Below are 16,771 nucleotides of genomic sequence, written 5' to 3' on the forward strand. Positions count from 1 at the left end.
TAATTTTTGCTATATTTGATAGTTTACTTTTTTACACTCTCACACAGTCGCGGGTAATTTCAGCAAGGGAAGATACGCCGCACATAGCCATGGTATCTGCAAGCTCACTTCCAATCTTCTGGATATACGCTTCAACTCCTTCTCGGCCTCCGCCATATACAGCTGTGACGAAAGGTCTGGCTATGATAACCGCATCTGCCCCCAGTGCCAATGCTTTAAATACATCAGTACCGGAACGGATTCCGCCATCCACGAAGATTTTCATGGAACCGTCCACTGCTTCTGCTATTTCTTCCAGAACTTCTGCAGTTGCCGGGCACTGATCCAGGACTCTTCCTCCATGGTTAGATACCACGATGGCTGCCGCACCGGCCTCTTTAGCCTTCAAAGCGCCTTTTACCGTCATAATACCCTTTACAATAAAAGGGACTCCTGCTGCCTTCACAATCTCACGAAGCTCCTCCACTGATTTACTTCCGGCCGGAGGATTGAAATTTTTCAAAAATGGAAGGCCTGCCGCATCGATATCCATGGCAGCCGCGAAAGCACCTGCATCCTTGACAAGCGCCATCTTTTCACGAATCATCGCCACATTCCATGGCTTCACTGTAGGAATTCCCAGTCCCCCTGCCTTTTTGATGGCTTCCGTGGCAGCCACCATCACATTGCTGTCCATTCCGTCTCCTGTAAAAGCAGCAATTCCAAACTCTGCGCAGGAAGAAACTAATATATCATTGTAAGAAACATCATTCAGTGAATCGCCGTAATGCATATTCACGGCTCCCACCGGACCTGCAAAAAACGGATACTGAAAATTCTTTCCAAACAACGAAAGAGAGGTATCGATGGGACGTTTCTCCACCAGTGTATCCATCTGGACACGGATTTCCTTCCATTTGTCATAATTCCGAATCGCCGTATCTCCGATTCCTTTGGCTCCCGGACCCGGCATCTGATTCTTGCAGGCTCTTCCGTTGCATTCCGGACAGGCCTTACAGTAATTTCCCATTTTTCCTCTTGCCAGTTCTAAACATTCTGCATAATTCATTAATCTGGTTACCTCCCTGTCACTTTCATGTGGTCTCGAAATCCTTTTGTACTTGATTCTGCGAGAAATTTTTTGACAGCTGCATCATTTCCGGTAAGCAGCTGTCCACCACTCAAAACAACCATTTCACATATGATATAATAAAAACCTATCCCTTCTTCGGCCTCTTCTCAAATCCATGCACCCAATTTCCCCTTAAAAACAAAAACAGAAAAATCACGGAGCTGATGCTCCAGGTCAGTGGGTATGCCCAGAATATGACCCGGATATCCGGAATCAGACGCACTGCCAGTGTGATGTAGCTGACCCGGAACAGACACCATACACAGAGCAGAACAATCATGGGCACGGCAGCATTGCCGGAACCCCGAAGTACAGCCGCGATACAGTGAGTAAATGCCAATAAACAATAAAACAACGCAATGGTTCTGGCCTGCATCACCCCATATTGTATCACATCCGGATCACGGTTGAATGCTGCAATTAGCACCGGTGCCGCCGTATATATGGTGATACCAATCAGTTCTGCAATGGAGATGGAGCAGAGGATACCGAACTTCGCACCTTTCTTTGCTCTGTCATACTGCTTTGCCCCAAGATTCTGTCCCACAAAGGTAGTTATCGCCATAGTAAAGCAGGTCACCGGCAGGAAGGCAAAACCTTCTACCTTAGAATAAGCTCCGCAGCCTGCCATGGTCATTTTACCGAATGCATTGATGTTGGACTGTACAAACACGTTGGCTATGGCAATGACTGAGTTCTGGAAACCGGAAGGTACACCATTCTGAATAATCTGCCTCAGCATATGTCTGTCAAAACGAATCCTCCTAAGCTCCAGCCGGTAATCTTCCTTCACCCGCATCAGATGCACCATACAGAGAATCGCACTGACAAACTGGGATATAGCCGTTGCCAGGGCTGCCGATCCCACTCCCATGCCAAGTCCTGTGATAAAGAAGATATCCAACACCACATTCACACAGGAGGAAATAATCAGATAGATCAGCGGATGGCGGCCGTCCCCCACCGACTGCAGGATTCCAACGAAAATATTGTACATGACTACACCCAGAGAACCTGCAAAATAGATTTGAAAATATACAATCGATTCCGGAAGTACATCTGCCGGTGTTCCCATCAGTACCAGAATCTTCGGTGCCAGATACATTCCCGCAGCCGTCAGTGTGATTCCGGCCACCAGACCGAAGGCTGTGGTTGTATGAATCGCTCTCTGGAGATAATCCTTGTTTTTCGCCCCATAATACCTGGCAATTACTACACCGGCTCCCATGGCAATACCGTTAATAAAACCTACCATCAGAAAAATCAGATTTCCCGACGAACTGACTGCCGCCAGCGCATTGCTGCCAAGATAATTACCTACAATCAGGGAATCCGCTGTATTATACAGCTGCTGAAACAGATTCCCCAGAAACAATGGTATGGCAAATAAAATAATCTTCTTAGAGATACTTCCCTCTGTCATCCTCGTTTTGCTTTCAGCCCCCATAAAACCCCCAAAATGAATCATATTTATGCACACAGTCGATGACTATTCATCGCCCCCTCTGCACGCATATGTTCTCGATCTCATTATAGCCGACTGCCAGCAAATTCTCAATACTTCTTGCGCTGAGGGTGTAGCCCATTGGCTGTGATTAACAGTGCTAATCGGAACACATCGTTTTTATGTTTCTTTATATTTTTGCTGTCAACCTGATCTCCATTTAACTTGCGTTCTTTTAAATCCAGCCACGCTTTCGCCTTAAATGGTATCAGGCAAATATTTGATGAAGAACACTGCTGTTGTTCTCGTATTGCCTTCCCCAAAGATATGAATTTGCCATAACCTTGAAACAAATACCGCAGCCCTCTATGAATGATGCAAACGGCGATGCACCGCATCGATTATCCGCATCCCCCCATATCCCAGACAACCGCCCAATGTATTCATAACTACATCGTCCAGCTGGCAATATCCTCTTTCTGTCACAAGCTGCATCCCCTCGATCATCATCGACAACAGCATACTGATCAAAAGCATTTTCCACCATTTGGCACACCGCCTTTCTGCCAACGGCAACAAAACTCCAAGCGGAAGAAACATAATCACATTCTCAACCATATATGCCCTGGACTGCCAGGTTCTGCCCCATGTCTCAAACAGCTGCCAGTCAATCCCCGTTCTGGAACCCGACTCCCGCGAAAAAAACGCCTGAATCCACACAACCGTTTCATATACACCCAATAAAAAATAATAATACACCTGCGGTCGCTTCCATGCCTTCTCCCCGGCAACCAGCCGCAATAACAAAAGCATCATAATCGCCGCTCCGACTCCCATGGGAAGGTACGAAACCGGTTCTTTTATATCATCTAACAATATTTTCCAAAATTCCAATGAGGTTCTCCAATTATTGTTTTTGTTTTATCATGATACCCATAAATCACTAACTCACAAGCATGCAACAGCCCCTCTTTCCGTCTTCACAATATTTTTCATCTCCACCACTTGTACCCCTTATACCCAACTGCCTTCTTCAATTATACCGTTTTCTCCTGCTTATAGGCAACCAGTTCTGTATTGGAAGGGTCCAGTTTCAGGAGTTTGTTGACATCCTTCAGTCCGGACTGCGTGACCGCTATGGAGATGTCAAACTATAACTTCACAGATACGCAGAAAGAAAGCTGTGCTGTCAGTCTCATGCGCGATACGGTCAAAGAACTCGCTTTGCGTGATACTATTTCCTGTGAAGATGCACTGTTACGCTTCACAAATTCAAAGGTATATGAAACACTTTTCGACTATGATACCGGAATTTGGAGAGAAAGCCCCGACTATCTTCTGAATCTCTATGACTATTGCAATTCTAAAAAGACTGCCTAAGTTTTCTTTCTGCTTGACTAGCACTACTACATCGGCTATACTTTCAACAGTGATCAGGTTTCGGTAACCTTGCGAGATCCGAGGCCGGGAAGATGACCTCCGGGCCACCTTCTTTCTCCCCCAGTTGTGTACGACTGGGGGATTTCTATGCCTTACCACCAGACGATTGTGCTTATTTCGTTCGTAATATAAGCACGGTTGTCTGGTTTTTGCTTTAGAACATAACGATAAAAAGGCAGTAAGGGCTCTTTCCACACTTAGTTGATTTCACAGCGAAATTGTTCATGAAGCAGTACTTTTGCCTTCAATAATTCAAAACTATTTCTGCCATACATAATACGTTTTATTACTTTGAGTTGCGGTCTTTTAGACGGCCCATCTTCTCCTTTACCTTGTCCGGCACATCAATCAGTCCGAACCGATAGAACATTCCGTATATGTAGGTCATTCCCCGGATATCACCCAGAGCTTTCGGGCGGTCTACTACCTCCCCTTTAATATTCTTCAGCGCCAAAACTATAGAACTCCACGCCAGACTTTTACTCTTCTCCCGGCGGTCGATCCACAGCTCTTTTGTGTACTCGCCATTCCTACCTTTTTTAATTTCGTAAGAGAATGGTAATCCAGAGTAGGTTTTGAATTTCACACCAGCATAGGCCAGAACCGCTCCCCAGAAGCTCTCTTCTGTTGGCTCATCCCTCCACCGCTTCATTGCTCTGTATCTCCGCTGCCGCTCTGCTCCGACACTAATCTTCTCTTTGGATGCAGTACTTGGGTAGTACACGCCCTTTTTATAAGGCAGATACGAAGTAACAGAGGCTTTTGAAAGTTTCAGGGTGTTTGCAGTTGAGAGTATGGAGGTTTTGTAGTCTTGTGTTTCACGGTATTCTTCAAAGGTAGCTTGCACCTTCTCCGCCACTTCTGATTCATACACACCTGCCGTGATGAGGAGCTTTCTTACTTTGATAGGGTTAATTCAGCGCATCTGCGATGGATTGGAGGGAGCATTCCTCCCCATAAAGTGCCACAGCAGCATCCATCTGCTCTTTCAGATTCTTCCCGGCATCATACTCCGGCTTCAGCTTCTTCCGGCCACCACCGGGCTTTCTGGTTTTCTTCATTTTACTCATGCAACTCCAGAGGCAGTCCATCCGGGTCGTGGAAGAAAGTCATCTTCTTGCCGGTGTAATCATCCACGCGGATTGGCTCGCATTCAATGCCTACCTCCGCCATTTCATTCACCGTCTGCTCCACGCTATCAACGCAGAACGCAAGATGGCGTAGACCACAGGCCTCTGGACGGTTTACACGCTTCGGAGGATTTTCCTCAGAGAAAATCTCCAGCTCCGTGTATGCGATAAGCAAAGAACTGCGAATTTACACAGGTTTTATAAATAATACCGGCAAAGAGCTGCCGACCATTATTGCATTTGAAGATATATTAGAGATTGGGGTGAATATGACTTGAATTACTATTTTTGCGATGCCTGCCGTTACTGCTTCTCTGCTGAGAAGCTGCCAGATCGATGCCCCGACTGCGGAGCACAAATATATAAAGAGAAGCCAGCGGTGCGCTTGGCGAATAAAAATGAAATAGAGGAATTGCTCAGAATACGGGCAGAAGATAATAACTGACCAGCGCCCCACTGTGTATCACACACAGCGAGGGCTTTTTTGAACTCCAGTAGTTCATTTTATTTCCGTCATAAACTATATACTTCCATCATGAGTCGTATCCCGACTTTCAGACCTTCCTCAAAAGCAGTCTTCTCCCATGCACAGCACACCGCTCCCTGCCGGTCCATGATCTTCTCCCAAAGCGGAATCTTATCTCCGACGTAGTCATCTACGAGCCTATCCATTCCATCCAGCCCTCTCAGCCACTCTTCCAGTTCCTTTTCCTTGGCCTTTGCTGCTTTTCCGGCAACTGTGTTTTTCTCTACTGGGTTTTTCTCTGTGTAATGCTCGTAGATCAGATCCAGCAGATTCTCCACCGGTGGGTAATACTCCGGCTCTGTTTTCTTCAAATACTCCTCCAGCATTTCCTTCAGTTTTTCTATAATGCTACCGTCCTTCCCAACTGAGATTCACCTCCTCAGTTACGGCACATATTACCGTAGACTTTTGCACATAGCAACCTATTTTTTGCGGTCTTTCGTACACCCCATCTTTTCCTTTACTTCATCTGGCACATCGATCAACCCGAACCGATAGAACATCCCGTAGATGTAAGTCACGCCCCGGATATCCCCCAGAGCTTTGGGTCTCTCTACTACTTCACCTTTTATATTTCCCAGTGCCAAAACTATAGAACTCCATGCCAGACTTTTACTCTTCTCCCGGCGGTCGATCCACAGTTCTCTTGTGTACTCACCGTTCCTGCCTTTTTTAATTTCGTAAGAGAATGGCAACCCAGAGTAAGTTTTGAATTTCACTCCGGCATAGGCCAGAACCACACCCCATAAGTTCTCTTCTGTCGGATCAGCCCTCCACCGCTTCATCGCTCTGTATCTCCGTTGCCGCTCTGCTCCAACACTGATTTTCTCCTTTTCTGTACTTGGAAAGTACACGCCTTTCTGATAAGGTAGGTACGAAGTAACGGAGGCTTTGGAAAGGTTAAGCGCCTTTGCGGTTGAGAGTATGGAGGTTTTGTAGTCTTGTGTTTCTCTGTACTCCTCAAATGTATCCTGCACCTTCTCGGCCACTTCCGATTCATACACACCGTCTGTGATGAGGAGCTTCCGGACTTTGATAGGATTTAGGTTCAGAGCATCGCCGATGGTCTGCAAGGACATCTCAGAATCATAAAGTGCCACAGCAGCATCCATCTGCTCTTTCAGATTCTTCCCGGCATCGTACTCCGGCTTCAGCTTCTTCCGGCCTCCGCCGGGCTTCCGGGGTTTATATGCTCTTTTCTCTCCCATAATTATTCGTGCAACTCCAGCGGCAGTCCGTCCGGGTCATGAAAGAAAGTCATTTTCTTGCCGGTATAATCATCAACTCGAATCGGCTCACATTCAATGCCAACTTCTACCAGTTCTCTGACCGTCTGCTCCACGCTATCCACGCAGAACGCAAGATGACGTAGCCCACAGGCTTCCGGGCGGTTCACACGCTTCGGAGGATTTTCCTCAGCGAAAATCTCCAGCTCTGTGTGTTCATTCACTCGCAGATCCAGCTTCCAGTCCTTACGCTCTGGACGATAGTTTTCTCTGATGACTGAGAATCCCAGTTTGTTTACATAGAAATCCTTTGCGGCTTCATAATCGGATACGATGATTGCAATGTGATGTATTTTTGATAAGTTCATTTTGTGTCACGCTCCTTTTTATTTTCGTTATAAACTATATAGCCACCTTCAAAATATACCGTGTGAACTTCTCGCTGGAGTTCAGTTTGTCCACACGGCATTTATTTTTTTTTGGTTCTTGTTTATTTCAGCTTTTCGAGGATCTCGTCCGCACTCATGCCGCTTGCCAGCAGCTTCTTCAGTACACTCTCGGCTTCAGCCTTCTTTGCTTCTTCAGCTGCTTTCTGATCTGCTTTGGCTTTCTTGGCTTCGAGCTTGACCACTTCTTTCTCGGCGGACTTCAGTTCGGATTTCTTAGCTTTCAGGTCGGCCTTCTTTTCTTCGATATCCTTCTGGATTTCCTCTACCTCTGCGGTAAGAGTTTGGATGACAGACTGCTTCTCTGCAATCTGGGACGCGATATCAGATTTGGTGTGGTTCTTGCTTCCTTTGGTTCTGGGCATAATATGTAGACCTCATTTCTATGTTCATATTGTATTGTTTAGCCGTACTTATTTCTTATCCTTACAGTCCTCTTCATCCTGAGAGAATTGGAGATATTTTGTGCCTCGTATAGCGTCTGCATAATATCCACCGTCATTTTTTGTGCTTAGCTCCGCTGTACCTCGTACCATACTTTCATCCATCGGTCCACTTTTTCTGCTCGCTTCAAGTGCTTTTCTAATATCTTCTTTATCTGACATTGTTTTTCCTTCTTTCTTTTATATGCCTATAAAAATGCTAACCACCGCAAGGGATATTAACGTCACCGTGCTCACACAAAATAATCCAACACATTTGTTAAATGCTGTGTACTTCTTTTCCAAAATTGCATTATTGTTATCTGTGTTCTGAGCGTAAATACTTCCAATAAATCTTACCGCTGTCGTGTCCTTTTCATCCGGCAGACCTTCAGTTAATAAAAGTCCTGCATCTAATCGTCCAAATCTCAGGCTTCTTAATAGATTGACCGACATAATAAGCATCGCAACATTACTTACAATAGCTATAACAAGTAAGAGGGCATAGATTATTATCCCATATAATTCTGGTTTCGTTTGAGGCAAATTCACATTTCCAGCTTTTTCGATTTGTGTTGTCAACAGGACAAATATAAATGCACAAGCCGCCAATAGAATATACACCTTATTTTCTAGCTTTTCTGCACGTGTTACACAATAGTCATATTCAGCTTTTATTGCTTCAAAGCATATGGAAGCACTTGACTCTTCATTATTTGTTGTGTTTGCCTCCACATCGGCTACTTCCACTTGGTATATCTGATCATTTACCTTCACATTATATCTGTTCATCTATTCACATCTTTTCATTATCACATCTTCACATCTCAGCCGATCATAAGATCGTTGCCTGCTGCTCACCACGAAGAGGTGTGTGATTATCAGAGCAGCGTAGGGAGCTACCGCTCCCAGTATATCACAATTTTATCCAGTTTTACAGACGCTTTCTTGCCTTCATTACTGAACAATACATCAATCCGCCAATCATCCCACCGACTGTGTTATAGAAGATATCTGATAGCTGGAATGTTCCCAAGCGAAGCAACAACTGCAACATCTCAATGCTTATCGAGAAGATGAACGCTATCTTCCCGCTTTGCCACAGTATTTTCTTCCAGCCGTTTCCTATCTTCTCTCCGAATGTCCACAGCACTACTGCTGAGAACGGCATCATCATGATTACGTTCTCGATGCACTCGGTTGTCAGCTTCTGTTCGCCGTTCACTGTTTCCCAGATGCCCCAGCCACCCATGACATCGGATAAAGGATTCATCCACAGCTGACGGTTTAACAGGGTTCGGAACAGAATAAGTGAAGTCACAAAAGCCAGGAAAAATAGTTTCCGAAAGAACACACTCTCCTTGAACTTCTGATACCAGGTCACTATGGCGCTCTTCCATCCTTTGCCCGCATGTATTGGCTCATACGCATACAGGTAGAAAAACATAGCCAAAAAGGAAAGAAGAATTGAGAATCCAAACGGTTCATACAAAGCAGTCAGGATGTTTGTGAGAATTTTCCCTAGTAAATCAATCGTTTCCTTCATCGCTGTTTACAGATCACTGAACAGATCAGCCTTGTACACACCGTTCTCCAGCATCTTCTTGAAACTGTCCTTTACTGCTACAACGTCCTCATGATAGGTCATTCCGTACCAGGTGTCGTTAGTCCTCAGAACCTTCACTGACATCTTTCCCTGCTCTAACAATTCACCGATGAAGATTGGGATCAGATACTCTGCTTTCAGAGGATTATCCGGTACCTCCTTCTCGAAGAACTCTTTGAAGCCCTCTTCCAACACATCCAGAAAATCAGGGGTCAATCCCCACATATTCATGGAAACCAGAGAATCAACATCAATCACTTTTCCGTCCGCTTCTGCTCCGGTTGCGGTCTTCACAATATTCTTTGTCTCTACAACTTCGGTCAGGTTTCCATTCTCGTCCATCTTGCAGATGCCACGGGTCACGCCACCATTATCAGACAGAGTGTTCTTCAAAACGAAACCAGCCATACAGGACTTTCCGCCATTCACCAGATACTCATGAACAGCCTTGAAGCCTTCTTTGCCATAGTAATCGTCTGCATTGATAACGATAAATGGCGTCTTGATAACCTTCTTTGCGGCAAGCACAGCCTGACCGGTTCCCCACGGCTTTGTACGACCTTCCGGCAGAATGCCAGGAATATCATTGATATCCTGAAAAGCATAATCCACTGTTACATTATGAGAAGAACAAATGGAGGCAATGCGATCACCGATGACCTCTTTGAACTCTTTCTCAATATCCTTACGGATAATAAATACTACATGGTTGAAACCAGCCTCAATCGCATCATGGATTGAGTAGTCCATGATGATATGTCCAGCATCATCCACTGGCTCCAACTGCTTAATTCCTGTTCCGAAGCGGCTACCGATACCAGCAGCCATGATAAGTAACGTTGTTTTCATAACTCTCTCCTTACTGCGTTGCAATACCATAGCGCATGCCCGAAATCACAAATGCAAATGGGATAACTAAGATTGAAAACAGCATTCCAAGCCATTTCTGATGCAGCCCCTCTGACAAATAGTACATTGCACCACCACTGACCGTTCCATCTTCATGAACTTTACGATACTTAACACCCAATGCAATCTCAGCAAATTTAGTGGCCATTCCAACAAATGCAGCCAGAATCATCCAGATAAGCGCGCCAGGTCCCCCCATAACAATTGCTGTTGCAGCGCCTGCAATATTACCAGAACCCACGATTGCAGAAACAGACGTCATTGCTGCTTGAAAACTAGTAAGTTCTCCCGGGACAGTAGGTCCTTCATCCTTTTTCTGAAACGCTTTCACAATACAAACGCAGGTAGTGATACTGAAAGTTCTTATGATAAAATCATCTGCTGTTACCAAACCCAGGTGGCGAAATAAAAACTGCTCTCGCAGCTCTACTCATCTCTCGAAAAGCGCCGTAAATACGTCATTTTTCCGGCATTTTCACTATGTACCTCTCACTACCTGCGTTCGGTTAGAGGAGATTCCTTTACTACGCATTTCTTCGGTAAAATACAATATGTCGGTATAAAGCAATCATCAACCACTACATATAGTGTTTCTATGTTTTCAGGCGCAAAAAATAGGCCATCAACTCGAAAATTGATGACCTAAATATCGGTGCAAAAAGCTCACTTATTTGATTATTGAAAAAAGCCCACCTGGTTTCCGTTCCTGCCTGCTATGCTTTAAGCAAGCCGGATGGTGACCAAGTGGGCTTCTTTTATTTCGGATATTCTATTTTTCTGATCCAGTCTTTTCCTTTGCTTCGCCACACGCCCCTCACATTGCCCCACTGTCGGCTTTTTCTTCCGGGGTGGGATTGTTTTGCGATGGAGACCCTTCTGCCCGACACAGGGCAAACGTGGGGCTTCCTGTTCCGTCCAGCACTCTTCCATTTTCAATAGGCAGTGCTTCTTGAATTTGAAAGCTGACCAGCCTCTGCTCAGGGAACGGATTTCCAATCATGCGGTAAGATCTGCGCTTATCCCATTGGGCATTTTTATAAACCATTCGCACGAAGGCCACGCACTTGATCTCACAGCTGCTGAGCTCATTCAATTTACCCACCCGATGAGCTCCCGCATCCGTGGCACTACATACCTGCACGGCGATCTGATTCATCTGAGGATTGTATAGAAACCGATAATATGACGGCCAGCCAAGCACTTCAAGCGTACTGCGAAAAATGGTGATTCGTCCTTCATCCACGTTTAATGTCATACCGAGGACACCGGTGTGCCATATTTTTTCTTCCTGTTCTTTCACCTTGCTCACCTCCTAAAAATGGGCGCACTTCCCCCTTGGTTTCTTTTCATCAGTCTAATCCGCACTGGCATTGGGGACCTTCCCCGTCAGGATGCCCATCGACACATACCCATCTATTTGCTTCACCTCTGATTCTTTCAGGTGTTCTTCTACAGGCACGCCAAAAGTACCCGCAATATCATCTGGGTAAAATCCCTTCCTAGTATTCACGGGCTTTGTTTCCTCTGATTGTGGCGCACTTTCCCCTTTCTTCCGTTTCTGACTTTCGTGGAAGATTTCTGGCACAAGAAGGTCAAAAACATACAATGTCTCCCCTTCAAAGTTAATTCGATACCCCAGTATCTTATAGCGGCAGTCGCTATCCCAGCCCATCTCGTTATAAACCAATTCTGAAAAAGGCTTACAGGACATTTTTCTGCTCTTCCGCTTGTCCGGCTTCGCAATACACCAGCGCAAAGCGTCCTTATCATTTTCATCACAACCACGTACAACGATGCGCTTCAAATCACTGTTGAACATGACGTGTACATAAACCACATCTTCCAATCCACTGATGCAGGCTGTGTTGAATGTGATGCTGTCTTTTCGAATCACAATTGCCGGGTCCCGGAGGTGAGCGAACAGTTCTTTTCGCACCACTTGATATCCATCATATGAAAAAGTGCTCTCCAGTTCTTCAGCCTTTGCATCTCTTTCAGTCTCCAATGCCTGCTCCTTCGGCGGCATTAACGTTTTGTTTTCCTCCATCTATGTCAATCCATCCTTCCATTATTTCTTCCGCTTCATGGAGCAGTGTATTTAGACCATCTGCGGTAAAAATGTTCATTTCCTTAATTTCTGATGCCGGCCGAAGTACATCCCAATTGCCGGCATAATGCTCCTGCTGCAAAATACCAATCTGTGCGACGCTCGTGATTGGCTGGCCAAAAGTCCCCGCCCATTCCGGTGGGAAAATATAAATCGTCTTTTTAACTGTTTCGCCTTCCGATTCTTCCTCCTTAGGTGGCAGGACGATTTCCTCCACCTTGATCATCTCCGGCTGATCGAGTTCAAAGAGCATCAGCTTATCGCCTCCCTGCTCCACAAGCTGACCACGGAAGCGGTATTTCAAATCTTCGTCCCACTCCATAATGTCAAAAAGAGCCTTTGCCAGTCCTCGGCACCCAAGGGTATTTGCACACCAGCGTCCTTCTTTCAATCTGCCCCAGCGGATTGCATTCGGATTGCTCTTTTCGCACGGCCGAATGGCAATACATCTGTCAACTGAATTCAGAAGCAATTCTACATACTCCACATCATCAAACTTTTTCAGACAGGCAGCATTAAAACGCAGCCTTCCGTTTGAAATTGTCATCGCCGGATTCTGCAAGGTTGCAAAATACTGTGCCCGGACTACTTCATAGCCAGTAAGATCCAGACGATTCCTTACTTCTACCGTGTTGGACTGTTTTTCCCGCATGACGCTTTCGGATGCTTCCCGGTATTCCTCTGCCGAGAAACCTGTCCAATCCTTATCAAAAGGCACATATCCGCGAAGGATGCCATCATCTACCACACTCAAAACTGGCAACGGATGATTTTTCCTTTTATACGTCCGGGATGCGCGCAGATGATTGGCCGCATTGAAAACATCTCTGGAAACAATCGCCTCGTGATGGTCCCGCTGACGGTACTGCGTTCGATCATTGTTGTTCTTCTTTGCCTTGTGCGTAAGGAAGTTTGGTGTGAAAGTCTTTCTCGCCAGCACATCCCCACAATGGCGTTCATTTGCAATGATTCCGGCAATCGTGCCCGGATTCCATTCCGTGTTTCCCAGCTTCGTCTTCCGCTCGTAATCTGTCAGAAGTTCCGCAATATCCTTTAGCGAAAATCCATTCAGGTACAGGTAATAAATGACCTTTACTGTCTGAGACTCATCCTGATTCACCATAAGGTTGCCATCCTCATCCTGGTCATATCCAAGCAACGCCGGCGTAAGGAAAAGTCCACGGCTGAACCGGCGATCAATGGACCAGTTCATGATAATTGATTTGGAATGGGATTCTTCCTCTGCCACGGATGCCAGAATCGTCAGAATCATGCGTCCGTTACTGTCAAGGGTGTAGATATTATCCGCTTCAAATTTTACCCCTACGGGTGGGTCAAGATTCTTCAGCGTTTCGATAACAGAAAGGCAGTCAACGATATTTCTGGCAAAACGGGCGATGGACTTTGTAAGAATCAGGTCAATCTTTCCCGCCTTACAATCCTCGATCAGTTGCTGCATTCCTTTGCGGTGTGCCAGCGAAGTGCCGCTGATTCCTTCATCATCATAAATGCCAACAAACTCCCAGCCGGGTTGGGCCTTAATGTAGTCCGTATAATAATTTTTCTGAAGCTCATACGAGGAGGTCTGTTCATCATTGTCAGTGGAAACACGTACATAGGCAGCGACACGACGAATAGAGGTGCTTTCTCCAAGCCCCTCCACAATTTTGGCCGGGATAACCTCCAGTTCGGAAGTATCCACGCCTCTATATCGGTCTCTAATTCTCTGCTTACGATCTATCGCTTCTGTTCCACTGCTCATTCTATAGTTCCTCTCATTCCCCCGGTTTTATGCTCCAATACCACTGGCGCATCTTCCGATAACTTCGGATGCCGAGTTCTTTCTTTGTGTTTTCTGCTGTTCTACGGCTAATACCTTCATCGCTCAACCGCATATAGATTTCTCTGGATCTCATATCATCTTCTGAAAGCAGCTTCTTAATCAAGTAGGCTGCTTTTTCAGACTTTGATTCAAATACTGGTGTTTCCGGCTCTGCTGCCGGGTCCTGTGCTATTTCACATTCCAGCCATTGGAAGCCCTGCTCCGCTGTTATCGAAAATTTGATTTCTCCATCTGACGGAGCCAGACTGTTTTTTATCTGCCGGACGATACGGACATCTGTGTTCTTTGGATCTCGCTCCACCTGCAGGACACTCCGGGCAGCCGCCACCACATCAATACTGCCAAGGCTCCGATACAGGCCTTTTGTTCCCTCTTTTTTATTGAGGTGACCGATCAGCACAATGGCGCAATCATATACAGATGCCCACATACCAAGACGCTGCATCAGCTTTCTGGCTCTGCCTGCAATCTGAAGGTCAGAATCACTTCCGAGATAAGCCTGTATCGGGTCGATGACTACCAATTTCGGCCGAAATTCTATAATAGCCTGCCGGATGCGTTCATCATCCAGTGTCAGGCCACTGTATGTTTCTTCATTTATAAAAGCCACATTCCCACAATCTGCCCCACACTTTTCCAGCCGGGGCTTGATGGTATCTGACACACCATCTTCTGAACATTGGTAAATAACCCTCTGCGATAATCCGACTGCTTTGCCATCCGGCAGCTTTCCGCCTTTGGATAACTCTGCTATCAGATTCATCATCATTGTGGACTTACCATCGCCGGGGTCGCCTTGCAGCAATGTGATCTTCCCAACTGCTATGAACGGATACCACAGCCAACGAACAGAAGTCGCCTGTACATCACTGTATAATGTAAGAATCCCTTTTTCTCCTTTGCTCGTCATCATCGTTCCTTTCCATGTGCAGTCTTTTATACATTTATATTATAAGGATTGCATGACGATTTGACTGCCACCTGTTGGGTGGCACATTATCATTTTTGCCACCTGATAGGTGGCAAAACAGCCTAAGACCACACAGCAGATAGGGGTGTGAGATTTTGCGGTCTTAAACTCTTCTATAACCAGTTGCTATGTATTTTTCTCTACGGGATAATTGTGACAGCCTTATGCGGGTAAACATAAGGAGGACCACACATGGCATTAGATTATTCTGCATTAGGAAAACGTATCAGTAATTTTCGCAATGCATCTGGATTTACACAGGAACAGTTTTGTGAAAAACTGAATATGTCCCGCAAACACATTAGTCAGATAGAGGCTGCCACTAGCCGTCCCAGTCTGGAAGCACTGGTTGATATCGCCAACCTTCTCGGCATATCAGCAGACGACCTTCTCGTAGACAGTCTGACACACTCGGCTTCCACTGCCGATTCCGAGATTCACCGTCTGCTTTTGGACTGCAACACACTTGAGCAGGAGATTCTTACCCGAATGGTAAAGGAACTGAAAGCGATTTTATACGGATTGGGAGTATGATTTTGTAACCCGTTGACCACATAACACAAAAACCCGCATAAGCCACAACTGCACTTCGGAGCATGCCGGGGTGCTGTCTGTGGTTCATGCGGGATGAGGCAAAAAAAGAAGCCCACCAGCGTACCATGTAGGATTTACACGGTACGCCAGTGGGCAAAATACATTATTTTATTATAATCTGGTCTTGTGTTTCCTTAAACACTCTTGGAACATTTGACATAGTATTTCTCCTATAAAAAAAAACCCGGGCCCGTAGGACACCGGAGTAAGATCAGCAATATTATTTGCAAGCTCACCACTTGCTATACTTAGCAGTAGCCTATTTAATGCTAAAAGTCAATAGGTCGTTCTGATAATTTTCCGAAAATCGTGTGTTTTATGCTGGCCGTCGGCCTCGATACCCTGCCGAGCATCACAAAGTGTAGGTAATCAACCTCACCAGCCGGAGTACAGCTTTAACGTGTCGCCACACGGAACTTATCCGTTTATATTATACTCAACTCAGGCCAAAATATCAACTTGAATTCCGCCTTTTCTCCCCAAAATGTACAACCTCACTGCGTGTATTTCAAACTTCGATACGCATCCAGCACGAACTCTAAAAACTGGGGACTCATCTGTTCCACCATGCTCTTGCCATCCACGTTTCCTAGCATGGTCACACCAGCTTTTGACAGGTCATCTTCTCTCTTCTCCTGCTCCCTGATGCTGTCTGCCACGGCCGCATCGATGAACGTAGCGAGCTTTGCTCCGTCAACATTGCTTTGTATAGGCATCGGTGCGCCATCATCACCGGCTAACCGGATTACCTTCGGGTCAAGGATAGCCTCTACTTTTTTAAATGCTTCTTTCTCCGGCATCCGCCGCAGATACCCTTTCATTGCACTCACGACCACCAGCTCCATCTGGGTCGCTGCATAATCTTCTACTGAAAGCCATGCTAATCTCTTCATGTCGTTCTCTCCTGCTATGTGTATTTCTGTACTCTCAACATATAGCAGAATTTTGCACATAGCAATGGGTTCGGGAAAAAAATCCTCCAAAAACAAAAAAATCC

The 16,771-nt window shown here is 45.7% G+C and carries 22 protein-coding genes and 1 pseudogene; 2 read left to right on the forward strand and 21 right to left on the reverse strand.

Translation table 11 applies throughout. The features are described 5' to 3' along the window. Positions 1-31: 31 nt before the first annotated feature. The 4 genes from C7U56_RS03700 to C7U56_RS03715 form a co-directional block, all read right to left on the reverse strand. A complete protein-coding gene (locus tag C7U56_RS03700; RefSeq protein ID WP_107000180.1) occupies positions 32-1,048 on the reverse strand; it encodes an alpha-hydroxy-acid oxidizing protein in 1,017 nt (338 codons plus the stop codon). A 148-nt stretch (positions 1,049-1,196) separates the two neighbouring features. Next, a complete protein-coding gene (locus C7U56_RS03705) occupies positions 1,197-2,558 on the reverse strand; it encodes an MATE family efflux transporter (RefSeq protein ID WP_107000441.1) in 1,362 nt (453 codons plus the stop codon). Between the two features lie 255 nt (positions 2,559-2,813). Further along, a complete protein-coding gene (locus C7U56_RS16270) occupies positions 2,814-2,888 on the reverse strand; it encodes a hypothetical protein (protein ID WP_368043812.1) in 75 nt (24 codons plus the stop codon). Positions 2,889-2,921: 33 nt separating this feature from the next. Next, positions 2,922-3,449: a VanZ family protein gene (locus C7U56_RS03715; protein ID WP_107000181.1), complete on the reverse strand. Its 528-nt coding sequence runs from the start codon at positions 3,447-3,449 to the stop codon at positions 2,922-2,924. Positions 3,450-3,659: 210 nt separating this feature from the next. Here C7U56_RS03715 and C7U56_RS03720 point away from each other — a divergent pair, with 210 nt between their 5' ends. Beyond that, positions 3,660-3,935 (forward strand): hypothetical protein, encoded by a 276-nt coding sequence (locus tag C7U56_RS03720; RefSeq protein ID WP_107000182.1) that lies wholly within the window; start codon positions 3,660-3,662, stop codon positions 3,933-3,935. 346 nt (positions 3,936-4,281) lie between these two features. On the opposite strand, the gene C7U56_RS15850 is transcribed toward C7U56_RS03720, so the two are convergent. The 16 genes and pseudogenes from C7U56_RS15850 to C7U56_RS03800 all read right to left on the reverse strand — a co-directional run bounded on the left by C7U56_RS15850 (position 4,282) and on the right by C7U56_RS03800 (position 15,123). Next, on the reverse strand, positions 4,282-4,854 hold the full coding sequence (locus tag C7U56_RS15850; protein ID WP_233430170.1) for a hypothetical protein: 573 nt from the start codon (positions 4,852-4,854) through the stop codon (positions 4,282-4,284). Between the two features lie 52 nt (positions 4,855-4,906). After that, positions 4,907-5,056 (reverse strand): hypothetical protein, encoded by a 150-nt coding sequence (locus C7U56_RS15555; protein WP_181357156.1) that lies wholly within the window; start codon positions 5,054-5,056, stop codon positions 4,907-4,909. A 1-nt stretch (position 5,057) separates the two neighbouring features. Then, a pseudogene (locus tag C7U56_RS03730) lies at positions 5,058-5,282 on the reverse strand (VOC family protein); the annotation flags it as partial. A gap of 356 nt (positions 5,283-5,638) precedes the next feature. Continuing rightward, positions 5,639-5,962 carry a hypothetical protein gene (locus tag C7U56_RS03740; RefSeq protein ID WP_146143898.1) on the reverse strand — a complete coding sequence of 108 codons (324 nt, stop codon included), beginning with the start codon at positions 5,960-5,962 and terminating at the stop codon, positions 5,639-5,641. 111 nt (positions 5,963-6,073) lie between these two features. Then, entirely contained in the window at positions 6,074-6,859 is a 786-nt protein-coding gene (locus C7U56_RS15855) for a hypothetical protein (protein ID WP_233430171.1), read from the reverse strand. Between the two features lie 2 nt (positions 6,860-6,861). After that, complete coding sequence (gene gloA2, locus C7U56_RS03750; protein WP_107000186.1) at positions 6,862-7,245, reverse strand: SMU1112c/YaeR family gloxylase I-like metalloprotein; 384 nt, start codon at positions 7,243-7,245, stop codon at positions 6,862-6,864. A 122-nt stretch (positions 7,246-7,367) separates the two neighbouring features. Beyond that, positions 7,368-7,688, reverse strand: coding sequence for a hypothetical protein (locus tag C7U56_RS03755; RefSeq protein ID WP_107000187.1), 321 nt, complete (start codon positions 7,686-7,688; stop codon positions 7,368-7,370). 48 nt (positions 7,689-7,736) lie between these two features. Beyond that, positions 7,737-7,928, reverse strand: coding sequence for a hypothetical protein (locus C7U56_RS03760; protein ID WP_107000188.1), 192 nt, complete (start codon positions 7,926-7,928; stop codon positions 7,737-7,739). A gap of 18 nt (positions 7,929-7,946) precedes the next feature. Continuing rightward, positions 7,947-8,537 (reverse strand): hypothetical protein, encoded by a 591-nt coding sequence (locus tag C7U56_RS03765; protein WP_107000189.1) that lies wholly within the window; start codon positions 8,535-8,537, stop codon positions 7,947-7,949. A gap of 142 nt (positions 8,538-8,679) precedes the next feature. Beyond that, complete coding sequence (locus C7U56_RS03770; RefSeq protein ID WP_233430172.1) at positions 8,680-9,129, reverse strand: VanZ family protein; 450 nt, start codon at positions 9,127-9,129, stop codon at positions 8,680-8,682. 168 nt (positions 9,130-9,297) lie between these two features. Further along, entirely contained in the window at positions 9,298-10,200 is a 903-nt protein-coding gene (locus tag C7U56_RS03775) for a sugar phosphate nucleotidyltransferase (RefSeq protein ID WP_107000191.1), read from the reverse strand. Between the two features lie 10 nt (positions 10,201-10,210). Then, positions 10,211-10,591 carry an alanine:cation symporter family protein gene (locus C7U56_RS03780; protein ID WP_233430173.1) on the reverse strand — a complete coding sequence of 127 codons (381 nt, stop codon included), beginning with the start codon at positions 10,589-10,591 and terminating at the stop codon, positions 10,211-10,213. A 483-nt stretch (positions 10,592-11,074) separates the two neighbouring features. Continuing rightward, a complete protein-coding gene (locus tag C7U56_RS03785; protein WP_107000193.1) occupies positions 11,075-11,560 on the reverse strand; it encodes a hypothetical protein in 486 nt (161 codons plus the stop codon). A 54-nt stretch (positions 11,561-11,614) separates the two neighbouring features. Then, positions 11,615-12,307, reverse strand: coding sequence for an integrase (locus tag C7U56_RS03790; protein WP_146143899.1), 693 nt, complete (start codon positions 12,305-12,307; stop codon positions 11,615-11,617). Then, positions 12,255-14,129, reverse strand: coding sequence for a recombinase family protein (locus tag C7U56_RS03795; RefSeq protein ID WP_107000195.1), 1,875 nt, complete (start codon positions 14,127-14,129; stop codon positions 12,255-12,257). Before C7U56_RS03795 ends, C7U56_RS03790 begins: the two co-directional genes overlap by 53 nt. Before the next feature lie 13 nt (positions 14,130-14,142). Continuing rightward, complete coding sequence (locus C7U56_RS03800; protein ID WP_107000196.1) at positions 14,143-15,123, reverse strand: AAA family ATPase; 981 nt, start codon at positions 15,121-15,123, stop codon at positions 14,143-14,145. A 249-nt stretch (positions 15,124-15,372) separates the two neighbouring features. On the opposite strand from C7U56_RS03800, the gene C7U56_RS03805 reads away from it, so the two are divergent. Beyond that, a complete protein-coding gene (locus C7U56_RS03805; RefSeq protein WP_107000197.1) occupies positions 15,373-15,714 on the forward strand; it encodes a helix-turn-helix domain-containing protein in 342 nt (113 codons plus the stop codon). A gap of 554 nt (positions 15,715-16,268) precedes the next feature. Here C7U56_RS03805 and C7U56_RS03810 read toward each other — a convergent pair. Continuing rightward, entirely contained in the window at positions 16,269-16,667 is a 399-nt protein-coding gene (locus C7U56_RS03810; RefSeq protein ID WP_107000198.1) for a hypothetical protein, read from the reverse strand. Positions 16,668-16,771 lie beyond the last annotated feature (104 nt).

This window comes from Clostridium fessum (assembly GCF_003024715.1).
GTDB lineage: Bacteria > Bacillota > Clostridia > Lachnospirales > Lachnospiraceae > Otoolea > Otoolea fessa.